We start from the raw sequence: 26627 nt of genomic DNA, 5'->3' as shown, positions 1-26627 counted from the left end.
CATAAAAAACGCTGCGCGGGCAGCTTATATCGTTATGTGCAACGTACCATAATCGTTTATTTGTTTCGGCTTATACGAGTGGGCTGCGTTTTTGAAAAACGCGGACTCGGAAGCTTTTTTAAGTGTGCCTGATAGCTGATTTCAGGGAGTTTTGGAGCATTTACCGGCAGGAAACGGTCTTTTATTTTTTAAAAACGGCCGGTCGGAAGGCACTTATAAAAGATAGTTGATGATACAATTTGTATCGGGATGTTTGGCTTATGAATTTAGCCTGTGCTTTAGAGCAGGGCTTGTGGGCATGTATTATGGCCGGTTTATGAATCGTTTTTTAGACGAGATAAGAAAAAACAAATAGATATGCAGGGCAGACGGCAGGAGTTTGAAATCAGGAGTGTGCCTCCGTTCAGTGTTCCGCCGATCTTTGACAAACAGCCTATGAACGTTATCCGCGGGATGCGGAGCGGGTCATGGAGCTCAAATAATGGGGGTATTTTTGTATGTGCGGAATCGTTGGATATATCGGTAAGCGTGATTCTCAGGAAGTGTTGATCGAGGGATTGAAAAAGCTGGAGTATCGCGGATACGACTCGGCGGGAGTGGCCGTTTACACGGAGGACGGGCTTCAAATCAAGAAGTCGAAGGGGCGTCTGGCCGTGCTGGAATCGCAGCTTAGCGATGCGCCTTTGAACGGAACGGTAGGAATAGGCCATACGCGCTGGGCGACGCACGGCAAGCCGTCGGATGAAAATTCGCATCCTCACACGGACAATTCGATGAAATTCTCGGTCGTTCACAACGGGATTATCGAGAATTATATGACGCTGAAAGAAGAGCTGATCGCTAAAGGGCACACGTTCGTTTCGGAAACGGATACGGAAGTGATCTCGCATTTGATTGCCGATCTGTACGAGGGAGATATCGTCAAAGCGGTTCAGCAGGCGGTTAAACAGATGCGGGGCGCTTTTGCACTTGGCGTGCTGACGGAGTATGAGCCGGACCGGCTTGTGGCCGTACGGTTGGCAAGTCCGTTGATCATCGGCGTAGGCGAGGGAGAGAACTTCATCGGCTCTGACATCCCGGCGATTCTGGAATATACACGCAACGTATATATCTTGAACGATGGCGAAATGGCGCTGCTCACGCGGGACGGTGTCGAATTGATGACAATCGAGGGGAATTTTATTTCTCGGGAAATGTTTCGTGTCGATTGGGATCTGGTAACGGCTGAAAAAGCGGGCTTCGATCATTTTATGATGAAAGAAATTTATGACCAGCCGAAAGCTTACCGCGATACGATCGGCAGCCGTATTTCCGAAGCGGGCGACCGCGTAGTTCTGGATGAGATTTCGATGACGGCCGATCAAATTCGGAATATTCGGAATATCCAGATCGTAGCGTGCGGAACGGCGTATCATGCCGGGCTCGTCGGTAAAAGCGTGATCGAAAAAATGGCGCGTATTCCGGTTGAAACGGATGTTGCGTCGGAGTACCGTTACCGGTCGCCGATCATCACACCGGATACGCTGGTCATTGTCGTGAGCCAATCCGGCGAAACGGCGGATACGCTGGCCGCGCTGCGCGAAGCGAAAAGAAACGGCGCGCGCGTGCTTGCGATCACCAACGTAGTCGGCAGCTCCGTATCCCGGGAAGCGGACGATGTGATCGTGACGTGGGCGGGGCCGGAGATTGCCGTCGCTTCGACGAAGGCTTACACCACACAGCTGATGGCGTTCTATCTGCTGGGCTTGTTCCTCGCGCAGACGCTGGAAACCGTGGAGCCGGCGGAAATCCGCCGCACCCTGGCGGCTATGCAGAGCCTGCCGGAGCAGGTGGAAAGCATTCTGGCGCAGGGCGAAGAGATCAAAGCTTATGCGGAGCAGATTGCGCGGCACGAGCACTTGTTCTTCATCGGCCGCGGCATCGACTTTGCGGTAGCGCTGGAAGGCTCGCTTAAGCTGAAGGAGATCTCGTACATTCACTCCGAAGCTTATCCGGCCGGTGAACTGAAGCACGGAACGCTGGCGCTGATCGAGGATGACGTGCCGGTCATTGCCCTGGGCCTGCAATCCGACCTTCAGGAGAAGACGGTGAGCAACGTCAAGGAAGTGACGGCGCGCGGCGGCAAAGTGCTTGGGATTGCTTACGAGGGCGACGCCGAGTTCGCGAAGTCTGTGGATCAGACGTTCAGCATCCCTCGGACGCTGGATGTGCTGTCCCCGGCACTGACTGTGATTCCGCTGCAGACTGCTTTCGTACTATGCGTCGCTGGCGCGCGGAAACGATGTGGATAAACCGCGGAATCTGGCCAAGAGCGTGACGGTGGAGTAGGACGGAACAACTATAAACCAATGTTGTTCAGTGAAAATAAACGTTTAGACTGGATTTGTTGGTCCTAAGCCGATTCTGAATTGCTAAATCGTCAGACTTGGAATAATAACTTTTAGACCGATCCAAATATAAAACCAGCGGCAGTCAAGGACCTGAAAATAAAGTCCTAGGCTTCCGCTGGTTTATTGAACTAACGTTCTCGGTTAGCATAATCTTCGTTCGATGAAAGGTTGAATAACCGCTCCGTAAAGGGGCGGTTTTCTTATGCTTGCATGAATGCTTCTAACGGCTCCAGAGTCGAGAACGTCTTCTTTGCATCCTTCTTCCGTTGCTCATTATAGAGTTTGATCAACTCTGCAAATGATCCAGCTTTAATTTTCGTATAACTCGATTTGGTGTATCTGTATATGTGCGTCTTTTGCCCTTCCTCTTCAACCCACTCGTAAACGACGTCATATTTTTCCCTCAGATTTTTCAAATGAAGTGACCGGCGTAAGACTGCATAGTGTTCTTCAATGGCTTCATCGCATTCCTCGACAATCTTCTCGTAGGTGCAGCCAACTCGCATCAGAATCTCCAATGCCCGTTCATCGCCGTATCTCGCGAGAAATTCCTTCAACGAAACCAGCGCATATAGCGTTATTTGATCCTTGTCATTCGGATGCTTGTATTCATAACAGCCTACAACCAAATTGCGGTCGGTCATTTCCTCCTTACTGAATTGCATCATAAACAAATACTCGAGTGCCTTCTGCTTCATAACGGTTTCCAACATATGTTCTTTATCCATCTTGATGCCCGTTGTCACCCACGGAAACGGTAGTTGGCGGTTACTTTCGTGAGATAAGCTACCCCTCATATTCAAAATCGGCAGACCCGTAGCAATGGCGTACGACCTGTTATATCCTTTTCCCGCGAATATTTCCTGTTCTTCCCGCATGTGTCCTGCTCCTCCCTATTAGTTCATCACTGCTGCTTTCATTAACCCGCGAAGATATTTCTGGGATAAATTGTATCATAGGAGAGCCGTAAGTTCATCTAATGGTTGCGTTATCCTGCCCGTTGGCTGCGTGCATATATGCGGCAATATCGACGCGATCACCCTGCTGATGCTCATTCTTCTAGCATTGTGAAGTGCAATTCCTCGTTTCGTGCTGGTCTTTGTCCTACCTCTCAAAGCTAAAGAACACCTTTAAGATGATATGGGGAAAAGAACGAGACCCCCTTAATCTTTCATGGGGGGCCTTAAGGCTTTTCTCAACGCAGTTTCTCGCCAAGCTTTCCGGCAGTAGAATGCCAATACCTCACAATTAATTTCTCCGTGATAAAATCTTACCTGTTAGTTCTACCTCCTTACACATCCGGCTAAAATCTGTTGAAATTCAAGGTTCAATTGAACGTGTATATACTAGTCACTTACGTTTACGAAGCCTAAAAATAAATTTATATGTCATATTTATGTTAGGTATATACAGGTTAGTAATCATTTTGGTGACTAAAATAAATTTCCAATTAAATTAAATCGCTTACATTTTACTTTTAAAATTTTATTGCTAATTCATGTTATTTATATTGACACCATATAAGGCTATGACTATTATTATAAATATCACTGGAGAATATAAAGAAAAATAGACAGAATTTTCGTTGAATAATCGTTAAAAACATCATTTTACAGTCAAAATCCTCATTAATTAATTCATTGGTAAAAGTAATGGAGAATGAATAGTGAAAAAACATGATCAGGATTTTATGAAACGCCAGAATCGGCTGACGGTGTTTGAGATCATCAAGCACCAGCAGCCCATCTCCCGGGCTTCCATTGCCAAGCAGACCGGAATGAGTCCGACTACGGTAAGCCGCATTGTGGCGGATCTTACAGAGGAAGGGTATCTGCTGGAGTCCGAACAGGTCTCTGCCGGGCTCGGCAGGAAGTCCACGCTGCTTGAAATGGTAGATGCCGCCGTACTCTCGGTAGGCGTTGAGCTGGACCGTCATCAAGTGAATATCGGCATTGTGAATCTGCAGGGCAATGTTGTAGCTATGAGCCAATATCCGCGGTCCGTGGAAGAGAGTCCCGAAGTTACACTGGAACGCGTTGGAGCAGAGATTGACCAGCTTACGAAATCCAATGAGATCGACTGTGAGCGGATCATCGGAGTTGGTGTAGGCCTTCCCGGGATTATAGATAATGACACGGGAGAAGTTGTGTTCTCCGTACAGCTCGGTTGGAGAAATGTCCGGCTCGCTGAACGGCTTAAAGAAATCACCGGTTATGATGTGGCGGTGGACAACGAGCTCAAGGCCAAAGCCTTGGCCGAGCATATGAAGGGCGCGGCGATTGGCTCTCAGCGGACCGTCCTGCTTGGCTTCGGGAATGGAGTAGGTTCGGCATTCATCATGGAAGGGGAAATCTACCGGGGCAGGACGAATAGCGCCGGTGAAATCGGCCACACAACGATTGACCCGAACGGCATGCTGTGCGACTGCGGGAAGGCGGGCTGCCTTCAGACTTACATCAACATCAAATCATTGCTGTCGGAAGCGAACAAGATCCGGCCGGTACGCTCGATCGAAGACCTTTTTGAAGCCAAGAAAGCAGGGGAACGCTGGGCACTGCATCTGATCGAACGCGCGCTGATGTACATGGCGATCACCATTAACAATGTGGTCTGTATGTACAACCCGGACAGTGTCATCCTTAGCGGGGAACTGACCGACAAATTCCCGGAGATCCTCGATGAGGTGGTTGACCTGTGTTATTCGAAATATGTGTGGGAGCCCCTCAGGGGTGCCTTCCGGATTCTGAAATCTGAACTGCATGAGCAGGGCGTAGTCATCGGCTCGGGGTTGATTTCGCAAAACTGTTTTTTTGCATTGGAATAAGTCAGGGCAGTTACGCAGGGGAGAGCAGGATGGAACATTAAGGAGGGGAAACGATGAGATTTACACCATTAGTTGAGGAGTACCGCGGCGGTGTGCTGGAGAACGTGCATTACGGAGCGGTCAGCATCGTGGATGAGAAGGGCCGAATCCTCTATTCGGCAGGTGATCCTGAACATCTCACATTTCTCAGGTCGGCTGCCAAGCCGTTCCAGGCGCTTCCGGTTATGAAGAGAAAAGTTGACGAGTTGTACGGACTCACCGGACAGGAGGCAGCCTTATTTGCTGCATCTCATCGTGGAGAGCGCTTTCATATTGATGCGCTGGAATCCATGCTTCTGAAGACAGGCATTAAGGAGGAAGAGCTGCACTGCTGTGAGTCGTATCCGCTCAATGAAGAAGCGAAGGCCGAGCGTCATCGGGACCGCGAACCTAAGCGGAGAATCTTCCATAACTGCTCGGGGAAGCATACCGGACTTATTGCGCTGAGCAAGCATATGGGCTGGGATGAGCGGACGTATTACGAACCTGAGCATCCTGTTCAGAAGGAGATTGTGGAGACCCTTGCTTATATTGCAGAGGTTCCCGAAGCTTCAATTCCGCAAGGGATTGACGGCTGCGGACTGCCGATCTTTGCACTGCCGCTGCACAAGATCGCCTATTCCTTCCTGAAGCTGGCCTGTCCGGACCTCATTGAAGATAAGGCGACACGGGAGGCGGCGGCCCGGATCGCCCGGCTGATGAATGAGTACCCCGATATGATCGCTGATACCCGGTTCGTCTGCTCGGAGCTGCTCAAGGACCCGAACTTGTCGGCCAAAGGCGGCGCAAAGGGAGTGTACGGCATTGGGCTTAGAAACGAAAGACTCGGAATCTCCCTTAAGGTGTCCGACGGTTCCGAACAGGTGTGGCCGTGCATTATCGCTTCGATCCTCGAGCGCATCGGCTACAGCAATCAAGAGACAATTAACCGCTTATACAAGCTTGTACCGAATTCCATCGTCAATGACGGGGGAACGGAAGTGGGAGAACGCCGGGCGGTATTCGAACTGAAGCCTTCATCCAGGGAATAACCTCCAATCCTGCAAGTAAACATACCGGACATGGAGCGATTCTATATTAACTACTTTTGAGGAGTGAGACGAATGAAGGTTCAAGGGAAAATGTGGTCCACACTAATGCTGCTGCTGATCTTCGCGGTAGTTGCCGCAGGCTGCGGAGGCAATACGGAGACTGGCAAGGAAAGTGCGAATACGGGCAAGAGTGAAGGTACTCAGACCGTATCCAAAAACAAAAAAGATGTTGTTATTGCCATTAATGCCAACTTTATTACACTGGACCCTCACAACACGAGCGATACTCATTCGATTACCGGAGCAAGAACCATGGTTGAAGGCCTGATGGGCTTCGACGAGAACATGAAAGTCGTTCCAGTGCTGGCCGACTCCTACAAAATTAGTGATGACGGTCTGGTATACACGTTTACATTAAAGCAGAACATCAAATTCCACGACGGTACGGATTTCAACGCCGAAGCAGTAAAGGTGAATCTGGATCGCATCCGCGATGAGAAGAACAACCTGAAAATGCGCAAGAGCTTCGCCAAAGTCAGCAAAGTTGAGGCTCCGGATGCCAAAACCGTAGTCATCACCTTAAGCGAACCGTACAACGCCTTCCTGAACAAAATGGCGATGGCCTTGATCGTAAGCCCTAAAGCACTGAAGGAACAGGGCGAGAATATCGGTAAAAATCCGGTAGGTACAGGTGCTTTCAAATTTAAGGAATGGGTGCAGGGCGACCGCCTTGTGGTGGTAAAGAACCCGGATTACTGGCAAAAGGATCTGCCGAAGGTGGAGAGCATCACCTTCAAGCCGGTACCGGAGAACGGTTCCCGGATTGCGATGCTGAAGACAGGGGAAGCGGATTTCATCTATCCGATGCCAACTGAACAAGTCTCCCAAGTAGAGGGGGACAGCAATATTGTGATAGATAAAACGGATTCCACAATTGTCCGTTACGTCACACTTAATACGATGAAGAAACCGTTCGATGATGTGAAGATTCGTCAAGCGATTAACTATGCGATTAACAAAGAAGCTTACATCAAAGTCGTCAAATCCGGTCTGGGTGTGAAGCTGAATTCTACCATGTCTTCCAAGACGCAGTACTACTCCCAGCAGAGCGGTTACGACTACAATGTGGAAAAAGCAAAGAGCCTGCTTGCAGAAGCCGGTTATCCTGATGGCTTCACGGCCGAGATCTGGGGCGAGAATGATTCCGAGACAATGAAAGGCATGCAGTTCATTCAGCAGCAACTGGCTCTTGTTGGCATCAAGCTGGATGTGAAGTCGATGGAAGGCGGTACCTTGTCTGAGCAGATTAACGCTGCTGCTACTCCAGAGCAGGCCAAGATCCAAATGTGGTATGTAAGCTGGTCCCCGTCTTCGGGTGATGCAGACGGCGCTACAAGAGGTCTGTTCAGCAGCGAAATGTTCCCTCCGGCAGGAGCCAATACGGCCTACTATAAGAATCCGAACGTGGATCAATGGATTGCCGATGCCAACAAGGCGACCGATCCGGAAAAAGCGAAATCCATTTATGCGGATATTCAGAAAACAATCTGGGCTGATGCCCCATGGGCCTTTATGGGTGTGGATCAGGTGATTTCAGGCAAGAGAGCCGGCCTGAGCGGCGTAAAAGTATTGCCGGACGGCTCCATCAGCGTTCATGGTGTGGAAGTGAAGTAACCGTTACACGCAAGGGCGAACAAGTCAGGGGATACGAGCAGGGAGCAAGAAGAAAAAGTATGAGGCTAGAAGCACTAAGGGAGCAATAGCTTGGGTGGTTGATGCAAAGAAAGGGGCCGTTTCTGTCTGTAGCTGAGGAGCGGCCCCTCTTATGTACTTGTTCAAATGAAGGGGGCTCACATGATGGGAAGATACGCGCTACAAAGACTACTTGGAGTCATTCCGCTGCTGTTTGTCGTATCGGTGCTGGTCTTCATGTTCATACACTTAATCCCCGGCGATCCGGCCCGGCTTGTCGCGGGCAAGGAAGCCACGCTGGAGGAGATTAACGGCATACGGGCACAACTCGGGCTGGATCTGCCGCTATGGCAGCAATATTTCAATTATATGGGCAAGCTGCTGCATGGCGATCTGGGCAGTTCTCTGCGGTCCGGCCTGCCGGTATCCGACATGCTGATGAGCAGATTGACACCAACCCTTATTTTAACGTTTTTGAGCTTGGGCTGGGCATTAATCGTCGGTCTGCTGATCGGTACGATCACTGCGGTTAACCGGAACCGGTGGCCGGATTACGTGGGCATGCTGACCGCAATTTCAGGCATCTCGATCCCAGGCTTTTGGCTGGGGCTGGTGCTGATTCAGATCTTCTCGGTACAGCTCGGCTGGTTCCCTACCGGCGGTGTGGATTCCTGGAAGTCCTATATCCTGCCTTCCTTCACACTCGGAGCGGGAATTATGTCCATGCTTGCCCGGTTCTCCCGCTCATCCATGCTGGAGACGATGCGGGAAGATTACATCCGGACGGGACGTTCGAAGGGGCTTAGAGAGTTCGTCGTGGTTGGACGGCATGCGCTGCGCAACTCGCTGATTCAGGTTGTCACTGTGGCGGGTCTGCAATTCGGGTTCCTGCTGGGAGGCTCCGTGATGGTGGAGACGGTATTCAGTATTCCCGGTCTTGGAAGGCTGCTTGTGGATTCGATTGCTTTTCGGGATTATACCGTGATTCAAGCGCTGCTACTGCTGTTTGCGACCCAATTCATACTGATTAATCTTATCGTTGATATGCTGTACGGTGTGCTGAATCCGAAAATCAGGTATGCGTCTAGCTAGGAGGGGAACAGGATGGACAACAATACAACGGTGATGGGAGCCGACTCCTCGGGGGCTGGTGTGACCCTGGTGACGAAGCCGACCAAAGGCCGTGCAGCAGAGTTCTTCAGCAAGTTTTGCAAGCAGAGAGCGTCGCTTGCAGCAGGTATTTTTATTATTTTTCTGGCAATTATAGCGATCTTCGGTCCCCATCTTACACCTTATGATCCGAATGTGCCGGATTATGATGCGCTCATGACTGGTCCATCGGCCGCGCATTGGGCCGGAACCGATGAATATGGCAGGGATATCCTCAGCCGTCTGATCGACGGAACGCGGTTAACCCTCGCGGTGAGCTTGAGTTCCGTGCTGATTGCGGCTTTGCTGGGTACCGTGCTTGGATTGCTCAGCGGATATTACGGAGGCTGGCTCGACCGGCTCATCATGCGGGGCAGCGATGTGCTGTTCTCCTTCCCGGATCTGCTGCTGGCCATCGGGATTGTGGCGATTCTGGGCCCGGGACTGTCCAATGTGGTCATTGCCGTTGCCGTGTTTGGCACGCCGTCATTTGCGCGGATTATCCGAAGTGTCACCTTATCGGCCAAAGAGACTTTATTTGTGGAAGCTGCCCGCTCGATGGGCGCCAAGAATGTGCGCATTATATGGAAGCATATTTTTCCGCAGACCGTGCCCAGTGTGATCGTGAATGTGACGATGAAGATCGGCGGCGCGATTCTGGCTGCATCCTCACTCAGTTTTCTCGGCATGGGTGCGAAGCCGACAGAACCGGACTGGGGCGCGATGCTGAGCATGGGGCGCGACTACTTGAGTATCGCTCCGCACATCGTGTATTTCCCCGGGATAGCGATTTTCCTGGCTGTGCTTGCATTCAACCTGGTTGGGGACGGCCTGCGTGATGCGCTCGATCCCAAGACGAAAAATTAAAGGGGGACAGGGCCGTGACGACTCGATTGCTTGAAGTGGAAGGATTGAAGACGGAGTTCAGACGGGATGGCGGAAGCGTAATGGCTGTGTCCGGCATTAGTTTTCATATTAACAAAGGTGAAGTATTGGGACTGGTCGGAGAGAGCGGCTGCGGCAAAAGTGTGACCTCTCTGTCGATTATGCGCCTGCTCAAAGATACACCGGGAAGGATTGCGGGCGGAGCGGTCCGGTTCGAAGGCACCGACCTGACTCAGATTCAGGAGAAGGAGATGCGGCGGTTCCGAGGCAATGAACTGGCGATGATCTTCCAAGAGCCGATGACCTCGCTGAACCCGGTGCTGCGAATCGGACGGCAGTTGGAAGAGCCGATCATGCTGCATCTCGGCTACAGCCGGAAGCGTGCGAGGGAGCATGCCGTTCATACGCTGAAGCTGGTCGGGATCCCCCGGGCGGAGGATGTGGCCGATGAGTATCCGCATCAGTTGTCGGGCGGAATGCGGCAGCGCGTAATGATTGCGATGGCGATGTCGTGCAGCCCGAAGCTGCTCATTGCCGATGAGCCGACGACGGCGCTTGATGTGACGATTCAGGCACAGATTCTGGACCTGATGAAGCGCTTGAAGGAAGAGCAGGACATGGGCATGCTGCTGATCACCCACGATCTCGGAGTCGTGGCGGAAATGTGCGACCGGGTGGTCGTCATGTATGCGGGACGGGTAGTGGAGGAGGCTCCGGTACAAGAGTTATTCGCAAATCCCCAGCATCCGTATACCAAAGGCCTGATCCAATCCGTTCCCAAGCTGCGCCAGAAGGTTCGCCGTCTGGAATCCATTCAGGGCAATGTGCCTGACTTAAGCGCGATGCCTCCAGGCTGTAAATTCATGCCGCGATGTGCTTTTGCGATGGAGCGTTGCCTTCAGGAGCCGGAGCTTCTTCCCGTTCAAGGGAAAGCGGACCGCAAAAGCCGCTGTTGGTTGACGCAGATGGATACACCAGAAGGGGGAGACCGCCAATGAGCAAGTCCACGATAGAGACACCCCTGGTTGAAGTGAGGGGATTACGCAAGTCTTTTGCCGTGAAAAAGGGATGGTTCGGCGCGTCCAAGTATTTGCGAGCGGTGGACGGTTTATCTTTCGCCATCCGCAAAGGAGAGACCTTCAGTCTGGTTGGCGAGAGCGGCTGCGGGAAGTCCACGACCGGGCGGCTTGTGAATCGGCTGCTGAAGCCGACAAGCGGTGAAGTATGGTTCAACGGACAGAACATCAGCAGCTTCTCCGATAACCAGATGCGCCCGATCCGCAAGGAGATGCAGATGGTTTTTCAAGATCCGTATGCATCACTTAATCCACGTATGAAAGTTAAGGAGCTCGTAGCTGAACCGCTGCTTATTCATACAAAACTTAGTGTGAAAGAACGGGATAAGCTGGCTCAGGAACTGCTGGAAACGGTTGGCCTCAGCAGTATCCATGCGGAGCGTTACGCGCATGAGTTCAGCGGCGGCCAGCGGCAGAGGATTGGGATTGCCCGGGCGCTGTCCGTACGTCCGAGCCTGATTGTGGCGGATGAACCGGTCTCTGCACTGGATGTATCTATCCAGTCCCAGGTGCTGAATCTGATGCAGGATCTTCAAGAGGAGTACGGCCTGACTTATCTGTTCATTTCCCATGATCTGAGTGTCGTTGAACATATTAGCGACCGCATAGGGGTTATGTACCTTGGCACACTGGTGGAGACGGCGGACAAAGATACGCTTTACGACCGGCCGCTTCATCCTTATACGCAGGCGCTGCTGTCATCCGTGCCGGTTCCTGATCCGAATCAGAAGCGGGAGCGCATTATTCTCAAAGGAGACTTGCCGAGTCCGGTAGATCCGCCTTCCGGCTGCCGGTTCCATAACCGCTGCCCGGCCTGCATGGATATCTGCAGGCAGCAGGAGCCTGAGTTCCGGGAAGTGGAACCCGGACATCAGGTTGCCTGTCATCTCTATAATGAAGCCTGATTAGGCGGCTTATTACAATGCGTAAGGAAAGGATCGCCATGCACATTACACTAGATATGACTGAACTGGCGGATGTTCTCATTCATCCGGTATATGCGGGGGAATCGTTTCCCTATGCGCTGAATGAAGCACGCAAGCGGCAGGGCACCGTGACCTGGCTGTACGCTCGTTCTGCTGGTGAAGCGGATGTGCTCGCCGCCGGAATGGGGGAGCGTTGTGCCGAGACGCTGGAACGGGTACGCCGCGCCGGTGGTGCCGCGGCACGGACTCTGCTGCAGGAAGGGCGGGGCAGCGCAACGCTGCTCAGACATCCGGGCGCAGTAATTGGAGTTGGAGTTGGAAGCAGTGAGAGCATAGAGTCAGCGGCCGCGTGGCTGCAGGCCTGGATTGAGGGCTGGCTGCTTGGATTATACCGGTTCGATAAATATAGAAATGTCACGAAAATAAGCGGCAGTGTGAAGTTGAATCTGCGGTCTGCGGATTGGCCTGAACTGTCCGCGGCAGGGCTGAATTCGGTCATTCAGACGGCCATCCACCGGGCGGAGGCGACAAATCTGACCCGGGACTGGGTGAATGAGACGCCGGGTACGCTGAACCCGGATGCTTTTGTGGAATGGACGCGGGATCTCTTCAAAGACAGGCCCGTAAATATTCATGTCTATCGGGGGCGGGAGCTAACTGAGTGCGGCATGAACGGCTTGCTGGCAGTAGGTGCCGGGAGCAAGCACGCTCCGGCGCTAATCGAGCTGAGGTACGAAGCCGTCCCGGATGCCCCGATGCTGGCCTTGGTCGGCAAAGCCATCACCTTCGATATGGGCGGCATGAACGCGAAGACGGGCCGGGATATCAGCGATGCCCGGATGGATATGGGCGGAGCGGCCGCCGTCATCGGCGCGCTGGACATTCTGGTCCGGCAGCAGGCCAAGGTCCGGGTCACGGCCCTGATCGCCGTGGCCGATAACCTGCCGGATGCCCGCGCCACGCTGCCTTCATCCGTGATTGCTTATCCGAACGGCTTGACCGTTCAAATTGCAAATACGGATGGAGAAGGCAGGCTCGTGCTGGCAGACGCGCTGATCCATGCGGCCGGGCTTGGCGCGGCGCAGGTGATCGACATTGCCACGCTAACGGGCAATGTCGGGGATGCGCTGGGACTCGGGATCGCGGGCATATGGGGCGATGCCGATATGACGCGCGAGCTGGCCCGGATTGGAGAGCATAATGGCGAGCGGCTGTGGCCGATGCCGCTTATGGATGATTATGAATCCGAGCTGAGAAGCAGTTATGCCGACCTGCGTAACGTGGGCACGTCCACGCTGGCTGGCGCCATCACAGCAGCGTTATTTATTCGGCGGTTCGTCGACAAATCCATGAACTGGGTCCATATTGATATGGCCGGAACGGTACAGTACAAGCAGGATGTCGGTTACGCAGAGGCGGGAGCGACAGGGTATGGCGCAAGACTGCTGGCTGATTATGCGGTGAATTATGCCCGGAACTGTGATGCGGGAAAGGCACCAGGGAATGGAGCAAGGAATGCAACAGAGGACGTATCAGAGGATGTGTCAGAGAATACATCAAGGAATGAAGCGAGAGATGCAGCAGGATTTGTATCAGGGGACATATCCGTAAATGAATCCCGGAAACAGGAAGGTTCATTATGATCCTGGAAGTCATCGCTACCTGTATAGACGATGCGTTAAGGGCTGAAGAAAATGGGGCCAATCGGCTGGAGCTGATCACGGCCGTTACCGAAGGCGGGTTGACGCCGGGCATCGGATTGATCCGCCAGGTTGTAGGGGCTGTGCAGATTCCGGTCCATGTGATGGTGCGGCCGCACAGCCGCAGCTTTGTATACAGCAAGCTTGATCTGGAGACGATGGTAGCCGAGATCCAGGCTATTAACGCGGCTGGTGCCTCAGGCATTGTAGTCGGTGCACTCACGGCGGAAGGGCTGATTGATGAAAACGCGCTGGGAGTGCTGCTTCCCTGGGCGGACGGGATGCAGATCACCTTCCACCGGGCTTTTGATGAACTGGAGGATCAGCTTGCAGGCCTGCAGACGCTAATGCGCTACCCGCAAATTACCCGGGTGCTGACCTCGGGCGGACTGAAGCCCGCAACCGAGGCGATGCCTGCTATTCGCAGACTTGTTGAGGCCACCGAAGGCCGCTCGCTTCGAATTCTTGCCGGGAACGGCCTGACTCCGGAAGTGGCCGGGTCTTTCATCGAACAGACCGGAGTTCCAGAAGTTCATTTCGGCTCCGCAGTTCGTTACGGACGTTCCGGTCTTGCACCGATTGATCCGGTGCAGCTGCGGGCATTGGCTGACAGCCTTGCTCAGTATTCCTGATCTTGATTTGGAACTGCCTAGGTATTGCATGCAAGAACAGGGAAGGCAACTGAAATGAGACGAACCGGCTGATTACGCTGGCAATACGTTGATGATTGCAGGTGCTGATGAAGCAGATCGTAATTTCCAGGAGGCAGAAAGCAAGCTTGGGTAATGCAAACTGTAAGCGCTATCCGTGCGAAATTCCTAAATCCGTAAGAAGCGACGGTAAGTACATAAAGCAAGCTGAAAGCTTCGACGGTAATGAGTCAATCAGGGCAGCGGGTAAAGCGGGGAAGAAATGTCATATAGAGCGAACGCTGCCTTAAGCCCCATTCATACAGATCTGAAAATAGGTGATTGATTTGCAGAACACAGACCAATATGTAGTGGGAATTGACCTTGGCGGAACAAAGATCGCCGCAGCTCTCTTTAATGCTGACGGTGAGATATTGAACCGTAAACGCATGGAGACGGCAAACGCCCGCACGGCGGAAGAAGTCGTGCAGCGTATGGTGGAGATGATTCGTTCCGTGTCCATGGGACACCCGGTATGCGGTGTAGGTTTGGCCTCGCCTGGGACCGTCAACAGTAAGGACGGTATCGTGCTTCAGGGCACGAACTTGCCGGAATGGAACAATGTCCCTCTGAAAAAGTGGATGGGAGACGCACTCGGCGTCGTGGTAGAGGTCGTTAATGACGCGAACGCAGCGGCATGGGGCGAGTATGTTCGGGGTGCGGGAAAAGGCTCCGGGAACATGGTATACATCACGTTCAGTACAGGCATCGGTGCGGGCATTGTCCTCGACGGGAAGTTGCTCCTGGGCGCGACTTCCTTTGCCGGGGAGCTGGGCCATAACATTGTTGTGCCGGATGGGCCGGCATGCATCTGCGGGAACCATGGCTGCTGGGAGATGTACGCTTCAGGAACCGCCATCCGCAACTCGGCGCTGGAACTTATGCTGAGCAACCCGTCCGTGATTGGAGAACTGGCGGCTGCAAGCGGTGAAGAGATTTCGGCCAAGCATGTGTTCGAAGCTCACCGTCAGGATGACCCCATCGCCGCCCAAGTGGTGAGCCGGGCGGTTCATTACATGGCGCTGGGCTTGGCCAACGCGATTCATACATTCAATCCCGACCGGATTGTAATCGGCGGAGGTGTAAGCAAGGCAGGCGACCTGCTGTTCCCGGCGCTTAAGGCGGAGACCGAGAAGCTGGTCATGAAGCCATACCGCGGCACGTATGAGATTGTGCCTGCGGGATTGCGCGACGACGTCGGCCTGATCGGAGCCGCGGCTTTGTTTCATACTTGATGTAAGCGGGAACTAATGAACTTTATGCTAGGGTAACGGAGGGGGCCGAACGATTCTGGAGAAGCGCAGCGTTCGCCATTGTCCGGGATTTCACCCGCTAAGCGGTTTAATCCGGAAATCGGGATAACAGCGATCGCGAGAGCGTTCCGCATCTGTATTAGTCCTTTTAGCCGTTGTGTATATTTGGAGTCACTTCATAGAACGGGGGATTGTCGCATGAGCACAAGAGAGCAAAGGACCCGGTGGTTTTTGCAGGACCGGTTCGGCATGTTCATTCACTGGGGATTATATTCCATTCCCGCCAGGGGAGAATGGATCCGAGGCAACGAACGGATGAGTTATGAGCAGTATCAAGTGTATTTCGACGAGTTCGACGCATCCCGGTATGAACCGAAGAAATGGGCGAAGGCCGCCAAGGCTGCGGGACAAAAGTATGCGGTGCTGACGACCAAGCACCACGACGGTTTCTGTCTGTTCGACAGTAAGCTGACGGATTTCAAGGCGACGAACACTCCGGCTGGACGAGACCTGGTACGTGAATATGTGGATGCTTTTCGCGCGGAGGGCATTATGGTGGGACTATATTATTCGATCATCGACTGGCATCATGACGATTACCCGGGATATGGGGACAAAGCGCACCCGGATCGGGACAATGAAGCGGCCAAGAACAAGCCAATCGACTTCAACCGGTATCTGGACTACATGCATGGTCAGGTGAAGGAGTTGCTCACGAACTATGGCAAGATTGACATCATGTGGTTCGATTTCTCCTATGATGATATGACCGGCGAGAAATGGAGAGCAACCGAGCTGATTCGGATGATTCGTTCCATCCAGCCGGATATCATCATTGATAACCGCCTGGGCGGTAATATCCGGGCGGCAGAACCCGAGGAATATGCCGGAGATTTCTTCTCCCCGGAGCAGATTATTCCACCTGGTGGCATCGTGGATGAGAAGGGGGAAGTTGTCCCTTGGGAAGCGTGTATCACCCTGAACGATAACTGGGGTTATCATGCTGCGGACAAGAACTACAAGTCAGCCAAGCAGGTGATCCGTACCCTGGTCGAATGCGTCAGCAAGAACGGGAACTTGCTGCTTAACGTGGCCCCGGATGCGAAGGGCGAGATTAACCGGGAGACACTGGAGGTGCTGGACGAAGTAGGGGAATGGCTGAGGCTGAACGGTGACAGCATTTATGGCTGTAAGGCGGCTGATTTGCCGAAGCCCGAGTGGGGCCGCTACACCCAGAACGGGAACAGGCTGTATGCCCATGTATATGACCGGGGGATAGGCCCAATTTACTTCGAAGGGTTGAAGGGCAAGATTGAGAAAGCCAGGTTGCTGCGGGATGGGACCGAACTTAAGGTAGAAGTTCCATGGATGGCGCTGGAATACTCCGACATTGAGAACGGTGCCTTCATTAATCTTGCCGGAGCCAGGCTTCCGGATGAGAGCGATACGGTGATTGAGCTTCATCTGAGATAGGCTGCGGCTTTAATAAAAATGGTTCCACAGTTTTTTATCACTAGACAGCTGCTTCTTCCACCAGGAGGTACCGCTGCATCGGCTTCCGTGGTATCGGAAGGTCAACTAATTCGTGCCTTCGCGTATGCCGATTGTGCAAAAAAGAGGACCCGACTTTTGTCGGGTCCTTTTTATGCTTAAAGGGTATAGTCCGTTCCGTTTTCCCATGCCTTCGTTACGGAATGTACTGCTGAACGATTTTCACAACCTTACCGTCTTTGATCGTTATATGGAACGGGAACGTGCTCACGTCGAGCAGGCTGTTGTTATGATAAATGTCCAGGAACTTGCCGAGCGATACTTCTTCGTTCCACTTAACGTTCACGCCTTCGAAAGTGCCGTCATGATCGTAAAGCTGCATCAGAACCTGCGCGTTCGGATCGATTTCGAAGCTGTCGAGCTTCTCTTGATCGTTAACGATATAGTAGCCGTCGGGAGCGTGCGTCATGTCGCCGATGTCCGTCTCATGCTCAAGGAATTTTTGATCGGCTTCCGTACCTTCATACCACTCGATTTGGTCTCCTTGGAGGTAAAGGGAACCGTTTTTATTTTCAAAGGAAGAAATCATAACGGTTACGGTGTTTTCGCCGCGCGGAACGGGCGTATATTCGGAATCGACTGCATTGGCGGATGTGACGAAAGCCAGCATAGATATCATTAGTGTAGTGAAAAAGGCCATCTTTTTCATTTGTGTAAACCCCTTTGCGGAAAATGGTTAGGATGTTCTTACAGATTCTTTACCCGGCTGGGCCGGTTTAAAACGCTCTGCCGGGCTTGTTACTCTCATCATAAACCAAAATGCGCGCGCAAAAGTCACAATGTAGTTACAAACGGTCCGTGATTATATAACCCGGCTTCGGTTCGAATTCAACAAAGCCGGCCATATGGCGAGCTTGATACATCAGGGGGCCTTCGCTGCCGGCCAGAAGGATGTTCAACGTATCCCGATTGCCTTCCGAGGGCAGATAAAAAGCTTTTCGGTAAGAAAAGACTTCGCCAAGAGTCGTGTAAATGGCACTGATATGATTGTCGTGCTCGCTTTTGCCGAACAGATTCATAAAGAGGGCACCGTCTGTATGAAGTTTGCTGCGGCCGAGCTCGAAGAATTCCCGGGTGATTAAGTGCCGGGGAGTACCTTTCTCGGTAAAGGCATCGAGGATCACGTAATCGTAGGCCTCGGGGGGTTGCCCATTCAGAATCTCGCGGCCGTCGCCGAGGATAATATTTTCCCGGTCATATCCGAAATAGGTTTTACTGAGCTCGGCGACTTTAGGAACGTACTCCGCTACGGTAAACCGTTTCTGCGGATAGCGGGCAGATATAGTGCCGATTCCGTGGCCGATCATAAACACGTTTTCGAAAGCCGGACGGTTCAGGTCCATGAGATGGATAATTGCCCGGGGATATTCAAACAGGATGCGCCCGGGATCGTTCAGATCAAGCGCCCCTTGTATGGCTTCATTGGCGAATTGAAGCACGCGGAAGCGGCCTTTCTCGCCGTACAGTTCGTCTGTGTCGTAAACCCGGATCCCATGGCCGGGGAAGGTTTCTTCATAGAGCAGCTGCAAAATGCCCGGTCTCCTTTGCGGTACGCGTGAAGCGCCTGAAATGTCTGTAACCAGTATACCATTCCGGCGGGTTTTCCGGCTCGGTTGGGGCCTTCGGCTGCTTCAGTTGTTTTCGATTGTTCCGGTGTGCTATTACTTTCGGAGGTCGGATAAAGAAACCCAGCCGGGGCGGCAGGCTTCACAACCGGAACAAAACCGCTGATAGAAGAGAAGCGAGTACGATACATCCGACTGAGATGATGTGAAATTCATAACCGGAACAAAACCGCGGACCGGAGAGCCGCGGTTTGTTTTTTACTCGCGTACGTTACGGGGGAGGGTAAACTGGGCTTCGGGTATCCAGCGCTGCCGGTAGAAGTCGCGTCCTTTGATGCTGACTTTGTCCTTGTACACTTCGACGTAGAGGCCTTCGCTTTCATCGGGCCCCATCAGCATTTCGCCGCCGTTTCCGTTGTCGGTCCAGGGCTGGAGGACGGAGGACGAATTTACCATCGTAAACTTGTCTCGGACGAGGGTGCCCGGCAGTTTGAGCTCCCAATGGGTGTGACCCGAGAAGAAGATCGCCTGGGGATACGCGGAGAGAATTTTTCGCAGTTCCTCATGCTGGACGACGGCCCGGTTGTTGACGCAGCAGAAGCTCGTGCCGGATACGGTGCCGGGAAGCGGCTGATGCAGAAAGACGAAGACGGGCTTGCCGCCGGCGGCTCCTTTTCGCAGAGAAGTTTTCAGAAATTGGAGCTGTTCCGGCGAAAGCCAGGCATCCTCCAAGTTGTTCGGGTCCGACTGCCGGTACTGCTCCGAGCCGAGGAAGATGAAGCGGAAGCCGTTCACGACCTCATCGCCGTAAACTTTTTTGCCGCCGGAAAGCTGGAGAAACCGTCCGATGGACGCCTGCTCCGTCTCCCCGTTCGGAAACGCGTCCGCGTTCCAGGCGCCGCCGCCATCGATCCACGCTTTGTAATACTCATGGTTGCCCATCGTATAAAACACTTTGCGGGGATGCGGGCTCCGCTCCATCAGCTCGCTTAGTTTAGCGTAATCGGCGGGCATACCGTTCGTGAGATCTCCGTTGATGACGAGCGCGTCCGCATCGGGTCCGAGCGTTTGGAGATCGGCGAGGGCCGCTTTAAACTTAAGATGCGACTGCGGGTTCCAGGACTGGATGTGAATATCACTGATCACGGGAAAAGCGAGAAGAGGCTTCTCTTTGCCGGGTTTCGCGCCGACTGCGGAAGGAATCACTGCGGCGGCCAGAAGCGAGAGGGACAGGGCGGCGGAGAGGAACGTTTTTCGTAACATAGAGCCTCCTCGGATGTTGGTGTATTTACATTTCCTACCATACCTGTTATTTGTCAAAGGAAGAGCGTTGTTGTGTGTAGGTTTTATGAAGGAGGTTCGGTAGTTTACCTTAATTTTTTGGGAAGGTTTACAGTAGGCGCGGCAGTCCGATATTCTGGGGGGATTGAAGGGAAACGGAGACAGACCGGGTAAAGCTTGCTCATAGTTAAAGCAGGCGGAGAAGATACTTTCCCCCTGTCTTTGTTTTGCAGAGGAAGCTCATAACAGACAATATAGTCCACCCTTTTGACAATCTTTGGGGTCGTTTTGCAGCCTGTACGTTCCTTATAATACAAACTGTAAGCGATTTCATATAAAGGAGGGAAATGACACTTCATAACCGGGCCTTGTGCGAGAGCGCGTACAATAAGAAGCAGCTTAACCGGACTACATAATAAAACGAAGGATTCGAGGGAATAGGGAAAAAAGACAGCCGGCTGCGGTGTGGAGTCCCCTTATATTCTGAAAAAAATCTCGATACAGAAAGGGTGTATGAAATGAGTTTGACAAACAGCAGCTTGAAAAAAGCGGCCCTGCAGATGCTCGGCTTTATTCTGGTACTGACGACCGTGTTCGGCTGGGGGCCGGCCAGGGCCGGTGCGGCGGTTGCGGGTGATTTTCAGGCTTCGGTGATGGGGCCGCTGACGAAGGTTACGGACTGGAACGCCTTCAAAAATCAGCTTCGCACGCTAAAAAGTAACGGAGTATACGCCGTCACGACTGATGTCTGGTGGGGAATGGTGGAAAGCGCGGGCGATAACCAATTCGACTGGAGCTACTACAAGACGTACGCGGGTGCCGTGCGGGAGGCGGGGCTAAAGTGGGTACCGATCCTGTCCACGCACAAATGCGGCGGCAATGTCGGGGACGATTGCAACATACCGCTGCCGAACTGGCTGTGGGCTAAAGGATCGGCGGACCAGATGCAGTTCAAAAGCGAAACCGGCTATATGAACAACGAGGCCGTGTCGCCTTTCTGGAGCGGGCTGGGTACGCAGTACAGCGAGCTTTACGCTTCTTTTGCGGCTAATTTCGCTTCCTATAAGGATATGATTCCGAAAATCTATTTAAGTGGGGGCCCGTCTGGAGAATTGAGATTTCCTTCGTATTATCCGGCTGCCGGATGGAGCTACCCGTCCCGGGGCAAGTTTCAGGCTTACACGGATACCGCGAAACAGGCGTTCCGGACGGCCATGACAGCCAAATACGGATCGCTTGGCGGAATCAACAGCGCATGGGGCCTAAGCCTGACTTCGGTCGATCAGATAAGCCCGCCCAATGACGGGGACGGCTTTTATACGAACGGAGGCTACAAGAGCGCCTATGGCAAAGACTTTCTGTCTTGGTACCAGAGCGTGCTGGAAAATCATCTGGGCGTAATCGGCAGTGCCGCGCACAAAAATTTCGACTCTGTGTTCGGCGTGCCGATCGGAGCCAAAGTATCCGGCGTCCACTGGCAGATGACGAATCCGTCCATGCCGCACAGTGCGGAGCAGGCCGCCGGGTATTACGATTACAACCGTCTGCTGCAGAAGTTTAAGGACAGCAATTTGGATCTGACGTTCACCTGCCTGGAGATGTTCGACAGCGGAAGCGCCCCGAATTACTCCATGCCCTCTACCCTTGTCGATACCGTCGCGGGTATCGCGAACGCCAAAGGCGTCCGGCTCAACGGGGAAAATGCGCTTCCGGCTTCGGGAACGGCCGCGTTCCAGAAGATCGAAGAGAAGCTGACCCGCTTCGGCTTCAGCGGCTTTACGCTTCTGCGTCTGGCCAATGTCGTGAATGCGGACGGTTCCGCAACCGGCGAGATGGCAAACTTTAAGAAGTATGTCATCAGCCATGCGGGAACGGGTTCGGGTGGCACGAACAATACCGCAACCGTGTACTACAAGAAAGGTTACTCGGCCCCTTACATCCATTACCGTCCCGGAGGCGGAACATGGACGGCCGTACCCGGCGTGAAAATGGCCGATTCCGAAGTCGCCGGTTATGCCAAAATAACTATCAATATCGGTACGGCAGTCCAATTGGAAGCGGCTTTCAATGACGGGAACAATAATTGGGACAGCAACAGCATGAACAACTATTTCTTCGGTACCGGCACCTCCACGTATACGCCCGGAACGGGGGGAGCAGCGGGAACGGTAAAAGCCGGAGGGCCGGTATAACTTCCCGGTGCAACCGCAGCCGCAAGCATAGACAGAAGAGACCGTCCGATAGGGTCTTTAACGGCCGTCAGCCCAGGCTGAACGGCCTTTTATTGCGGAAAAAAGAGGGAGTGTTAATGTAAAAAAACTACCGTTATGTCCATGAAAGAAAGTGCAAGAAAAGCGGATTATCTTTACAAAAAAATACCACTTCTCCTGACTTATCCATGGTAGAATGAGGTCGAAAGTCTAACTAGCTTCCAGATTAAAGGAGGAAATTCATGAAGAAGAGATTCGCAGGGTGGAAGGCAAAGGTGTTCAAGTCTTCGCTCGCCCTATCCGCGGCGCTTTCCGTGCAAGTATTGACCGATGGTTGGCAGGTAAAAGCGGAAGGGCCGGCCGATCCGGCACCCTACATTGAAGCGAAAGTCGTGAATGAGAACGCCGGCAAAAAAGTGCTTTTCGACAACACTCACGCCCAAACGGCGGGAGCCGCGGACTGGGTTATCGACGGCGGGTTCTCCGATTTCGGCAATGCTTTGGCGAATAACGGCTACTACGTGAAGGAACTCCGTAAAACGACGCCGATCACGCTGGCAGACTTAAGCGGATACGATGTTTTTGTAGTCGCGGAAGCGAATATTCCATACAAGGCGAGCGAACAGGCGGCCATGGCAGCCTATGTGGAAGGCGGCGGAAGCATTTTCTTCGTCGGCGACCACTACAACGCGGACCGCAACAAGAACCGCTGGGACGGCTCCGAAGTATTCAACGGCTACCGCCGCGGCGCCTGGGACAATCCCGCGAAAGGCATGAGCGCGGATGAAGCGGGCTCGGCGGCTATGCAGGGCGTGGTCAGCTCCGACTGGCTCGGCTCCCAGTTCGGCGTCCGCTTCCGCTACAATGCGCTCGGCGATATTACCGCCAATAACATTGTGGCTCCGGAGCAGGCCTTCGGGATCACGAAGGGCGTATCCTCGGTAGCGATGCATGCCGGCTCCACGCTCGCTATTATCGATCCGGCCAAAGCGAAGGGCATCGTGTATCTGCCGCAGACGAAAGCGGCCTGGGGCAACGCGGTTGACCAGGGCGTCTACAACGGCGGCGGAGTGGCGGAAGGCCCTTATGTGGCCGTAGCCAAGAAAGGCGCGGGCAAAGCGGCCTTCATCGGCGATTCCTCTCCGGTCGAGGACGCCACGCCGAAGTATCTGCGCGAGGATACGGGCGCGAAGAAGACGACCTACGACGGCTTTAAAGAAGCGAATGACGGCGTGCTGCTCGTCAACACGATCAACTGGCTGGCGAAGAAAGAAAGCTACACGAGCCTGTCCCAGGTGAGCGGCCTGCAGCTCGACCAGCCGACGGCTCTGCTGCCTTTCGAGGCTCCGGCCGCTTCGACCGAGCCGCAGCCCGAGCCTTGGGCGGCGCCGGCAGCGGGCTACAAGTGGTATGACCGCGGCACGTTCAAGTCCGGCTCCTTCGGCAGCGGCGGCGGTACGACGGTGCCATCCAACCCGGCGTACAGCTTCGTCCGCCAGGCGACTCTGCCGAACGCGGCGGAATTCCAGATCCGCGTCGTGGTCGATAATCTCCCTGCGAACACGACCGTTTCGGGCTTCAGCGCAGGCGTTTACCTCGCCACGGGAGGCACGCAGGTGGCGCAGGTCCGCAATGCGGACGGCACATGGCCGGCGTCTTACGGATACAGCACGGCTTTCAGCCTCACATCCGACAGCAAGGGCCATGCTTACAAGGATCTTACCGTCCGCATTAAACCGGGCACGACCGGTGCGGCGAACCTCCGGCTCCGTCAGAACGGCACTAACCTGAAGACGGAAGCCGTATCGATCGCGAACGTGCCGGCCGAGCCGCTGCCGGATGAGCAGGGCCCGATTCCGGCCAAGATTACCGTTGCCGAAGCGCGCGGCAAAGGCGAAGGGGCTCTGGTGACGCTGGAAGGCGTCGTTACGACAGAGCCCGGCATCTTCGGCGGCCAGTCCTTCTACTTGCAGGACGCGACGGGCGGTATTTATGTGTACCAGAACCTCGGCGGATTTCACGCCGGGGATGTAGTGAAGGTGACGGCCTCTACGGCCGTCTACAATTCGGAACTGGAATTAACCGATCCGGTCGAAGTCGCCAAAACGGGCACTTCGGCCGTTCCTGCGCCTCTAAAAGCCGATGCGGTTACGGCCGGTAATCAAGGACAGCTCATCGAGCTGAACGGAGTGACAATCGGCGCTGTCAAAAGCGCGGTGCCGGAAGGCTCCTTCGAGTTTGATGCCGTCAAAGGAGACGTGGTAAACCATATCCGCGTAGACGCGCGCACGGGGCTTACGCTGGCAACTTTTCCGTATAAAGAAGGACAAACCGTTGACATCCGCGGTGCGGCGGCGATTTTCAAGGGTACGTTTCAACTGAAGCCGAGAGGTCTGTCCGATTTCACGGCACAGGCGGACACGACGGCTCCCGTAACGGAAGCTGCCCTTTCGGAAACGGCTAACGCGGCAGGGTGGTTTAACAAGAATGTAACCGTTGTATTGACGGCCCGTGATAATGAAGGAGCCGCTGTTCTGACGCAGTATGATATCAACGGCGGCGAGGCGAAAGGCTATTCGGAACCGTTCACCGTCGAAACCGAAGGGACGAATATCGTCCGTTACTATTCGACGGATGCGGCAGGAAATAAGGAAGAGGCCAAAACTGTCCAGATCCAACTGGATAAAACGGCTCCGGCCGCGTCTCTGACGCTGAACGGACAAGCTGTTGCCGATGTGACAGATAAAGATTCCTTGATCTTCCGTCTGCTGAGTACGGATGCGGGATCGGGTATTGCGGACCGGAAGCTGTTTCTGGACGGGAAGGAAATTGCCGACGGGGAGACGCTGAAAGAGGGCGAGCTGGCTGTCGGCCCCCATACCGTCCGGTACCGTGTGACGGATCTTGCCGGCAATACGGCGGAGGACACGTTCACCTTCCATGTAAAGGTGAGTCTGACGCTCAGCAAGGTCGAGCTTACGGTCGGAAAGTCCGTCTTGAAGCCGGGCGAAACGACCGACCTCCGTGTGAGCGGCACATGGAGCAACGGTACCGCAGCGGATTTAACCGTAGCGGAAGTGGTATACCGCAGCAGCAATGAAGCGGCGGTTACGGTAGACGCGCTGGGAAGGCTGACCGCTGTCGGCGAAGGAACCGCTGATCTGACCGCTTCCGTCACGCTGGACGGTGTCACTATCGTGTCGAACGCGGTTAGCGTTACGTCCGGCAAGCCTCTGGCAACGGGCGTTCCGGGCAAGCCGGTACTGTCGTCGGACAGCGGGTTCAACGGCCTTAAGGGCGGCACCTTTACCGTGACGATGAACATGTGGTGGGGAGCCAACGGCTCCGTGTACAAGCTGTACGAGAACGGCGTGCTGATTAGCACGCAGACCCTGAAAGACGCTTCTCCGACCGCCCAGACGGTCAGAACGGCTGTCCAAGGCAAGGCTAACGGATCGTATACGTATACGGCCGAGCTGATCAATGCTTTCGGGACGACGGTAAGTTCGCCTCTTGTCGTCAACGTAACGGACGCCGCCCCCGGTAAACCGGTTCTTTCCCAAGACAACTGGGACGGCGACGGCGCCTACAAGGTAACGATGAATATGTGGTGGGGCACCAACGCTTCCGAATACCGGCTGTATGAAAACGGCCAGCTTATCGAGACAAAAGCGCTGAAAGAAGCGACTCCGGGTGCCCAGAGCGCTGCAACCAGCCTTACGGGCCGGGCTCCCGGAACGTATGAATACCGCGCGGAGCTTGTTAACGCTTCGGGTGTTACCGCGAGCGAGCAAATCGTTGTGAAAGTAACCCGCTGAATGCGTATATCCGCGAACGGTGCAATCAAGTGAGTTTCCGTATCGACGAGCTGTTAAGAACGTCCGGCCACAGGAAGATTTTGCGTCGGATCGGCTGTTCCCGGTCTTTTACGTCCGGCTGCAAGCAAGGTTGCGAGGCTGAAAGGCTGTGATTTTGCGGCCGAATGCCGTTAGTTTCGGGACAAGCAGACGGGCTCAAAAAACCAAAAAACCTCCACTCCGCTTAAAGCGGAACTGGAGGTTTTTTTTGATGCCGATCCCTGCCGGAGAAAAAGAGCAATCCGTCCCGCATCCGGTGATTACGCAGGAGACCGGTCATATGCTAAGGGCAGAGGCAGACAATGACATGGAGAAGCCTGAGAATTAACGGATATCGGCAGAAGACAGGACGGCGGACATTTCAGAGAGAGAGAGAGCGTCAGACCTCCGGTGCCAAGAAAGAAAGTGAATGACTCCTGTCTGTAACGCCAAGTCCGCCGCACCGGGAGCTTCATGCGGGCTCAACACTATGCGGGTCCTGTCTGCCGGGAAACGCGGGCGCGTCCGAA

General features: G+C 53.8%; 17 protein-coding genes and 1 pseudogene. 14 read left to right on the top strand and 4 right to left on the bottom strand.

Annotated elements, in window-relative coordinates:
• Positions 1-497: 497 nt before the first annotated feature.
• Positions 498-2328, top strand: a pseudogene (glmS, locus tag ABC395_RS23855) (glutamine--fructose-6-phosphate transaminase (isomerizing)).
• Between the two features lie 262 nt (positions 2329-2590).
• Here the strand turns inward: glmS and ABC395_RS23850 are convergent.
• On the bottom strand, positions 2591-3268 hold the full coding sequence (locus ABC395_RS23850; protein WP_413006299.1) for a hypothetical protein: 678 nt from the start codon (positions 3266-3268) through the stop codon (positions 2591-2593).
• 788 nt (positions 3269-4056) lie between these two features.
• On the opposite strand from ABC395_RS23850, the gene ABC395_RS23845 reads away from it, so the two are divergent.
• From ABC395_RS23845 to ABC395_RS23795, 11 genes are all read left to right on the top strand, one after another.
• The gene (locus ABC395_RS23845) at positions 4057-5214 is read left to right on the top strand and encodes an ROK family transcriptional regulator (protein WP_413006298.1); all 1158 of its coding nucleotides are present in this window, start codon (positions 4057-4059) and stop codon (positions 5212-5214) included.
• Between the two features lie 53 nt (positions 5215-5267).
• Positions 5268-6284 carry an asparaginase gene (locus ABC395_RS23840; RefSeq protein WP_413006297.1) on the top strand — a complete coding sequence of 339 codons (1017 nt, stop codon included), beginning with the start codon at positions 5268-5270 and terminating at the stop codon, positions 6282-6284.
• A 72-nt stretch (positions 6285-6356) separates the two neighbouring features.
• Complete coding sequence (locus ABC395_RS23835) at positions 6357-7958, top strand: glutathione ABC transporter substrate-binding protein (RefSeq protein ID WP_413006296.1); 1602 nt, start codon at positions 6357-6359, stop codon at positions 7956-7958.
• Between the two features lie 183 nt (positions 7959-8141).
• A complete protein-coding gene (locus tag ABC395_RS23830; RefSeq protein WP_413006797.1) occupies positions 8142-9068 on the top strand; it encodes an ABC transporter permease subunit in 927 nt (308 codons plus the stop codon).
• A 12-nt stretch (positions 9069-9080) separates the two neighbouring features.
• Positions 9081-9992 (top strand): ABC transporter permease, encoded by a 912-nt coding sequence (locus tag ABC395_RS23825; RefSeq protein WP_413006295.1) that lies wholly within the window; start codon positions 9081-9083, stop codon positions 9990-9992.
• Between the two features lie 14 nt (positions 9993-10006).
• Positions 10007-11008 (top strand): ABC transporter ATP-binding protein, encoded by a 1002-nt coding sequence (locus tag ABC395_RS23820; protein ID WP_413006294.1) that lies wholly within the window; start codon positions 10007-10009, stop codon positions 11006-11008.
• Complete coding sequence (locus tag ABC395_RS23815) at positions 11005-11991, top strand: ABC transporter ATP-binding protein (RefSeq protein ID WP_413006293.1); 987 nt, start codon at positions 11005-11007, stop codon at positions 11989-11991. The genes ABC395_RS23820 and ABC395_RS23815 overlap by 4 nt, the downstream gene beginning before the upstream one ends.
• A gap of 17 nt (positions 11992-12008) precedes the next feature.
• Positions 12009-13655, top strand: a complete 1647-nt coding sequence (locus ABC395_RS23810) for a leucyl aminopeptidase family protein (RefSeq protein WP_413006292.1) — start codon at positions 12009-12011, stop codon at positions 13653-13655.
• Entirely contained in the window at positions 13652-14344 is a 693-nt protein-coding gene (locus ABC395_RS23805; protein ID WP_413006291.1) for a copper homeostasis protein CutC, read from the top strand. The genes ABC395_RS23810 and ABC395_RS23805 overlap by 4 nt, the downstream gene beginning before the upstream one ends.
• A gap of 335 nt (positions 14345-14679) precedes the next feature.
• Complete coding sequence (locus tag ABC395_RS23800) at positions 14680-15636, top strand: ROK family protein (RefSeq protein WP_413006290.1); 957 nt, start codon at positions 14680-14682, stop codon at positions 15634-15636.
• Between the two features lie 216 nt (positions 15637-15852).
• Complete coding sequence (locus ABC395_RS23795; RefSeq protein WP_413006289.1) at positions 15853-17127, top strand: alpha-L-fucosidase; 1275 nt, start codon at positions 15853-15855, stop codon at positions 17125-17127.
• A 214-nt stretch (positions 17128-17341) separates the two neighbouring features.
• Here the strand turns inward: ABC395_RS23795 and ABC395_RS23790 are convergent, their stop codons facing one another.
• From ABC395_RS23790 to ABC395_RS23780, 3 genes are all read right to left on the bottom strand, one after another.
• Positions 17342-17854, bottom strand: a complete 513-nt coding sequence (locus ABC395_RS23790) for a hypothetical protein (protein ID WP_413006288.1) — start codon at positions 17852-17854, stop codon at positions 17342-17344.
• A gap of 136 nt (positions 17855-17990) precedes the next feature.
• Positions 17991-18734 carry a spermidine synthase gene (locus ABC395_RS23785; protein WP_413006287.1) on the bottom strand — a complete coding sequence of 248 codons (744 nt, stop codon included), beginning with the start codon at positions 18732-18734 and terminating at the stop codon, positions 17991-17993.
• Between the two features lie 294 nt (positions 18735-19028).
• Positions 19029-20033: a metallophosphoesterase family protein gene (locus tag ABC395_RS23780; protein ID WP_413006286.1), complete on the bottom strand. Its 1005-nt coding sequence runs from the start codon at positions 20031-20033 to the stop codon at positions 19029-19031.
• 536 nt (positions 20034-20569) lie between these two features.
• Here ABC395_RS23780 and ABC395_RS23775 point away from each other — a divergent pair.
• Together ABC395_RS23775 and ABC395_RS23770 are read left to right on the top strand one after the other, a co-directional pair.
• Positions 20570-22243, top strand: coding sequence for a family 14 glycosylhydrolase (locus ABC395_RS23775; protein ID WP_413006285.1), 1674 nt, complete (start codon positions 20570-20572; stop codon positions 22241-22243).
• Positions 22244-22503: 260 nt separating this feature from the next.
• Complete coding sequence (locus ABC395_RS23770; RefSeq protein ID WP_413006284.1) at positions 22504-26079, top strand: OmpL47-type beta-barrel domain-containing protein; 3576 nt, start codon at positions 22504-22506, stop codon at positions 26077-26079.
• The last annotated feature ends 548 nt before the right edge of the window (positions 26080-26627 follow it).

Origin of the sequence: Paenibacillus canaveralius (assembly GCF_047238265.1) — a bacterium.
GTDB lineage: Bacteria > Bacillota > Bacilli > Paenibacillales > NBRC-103111 > Paenibacillus_F.
This window is presented reverse-complemented; position numbering and strand designations above follow the sequence as displayed.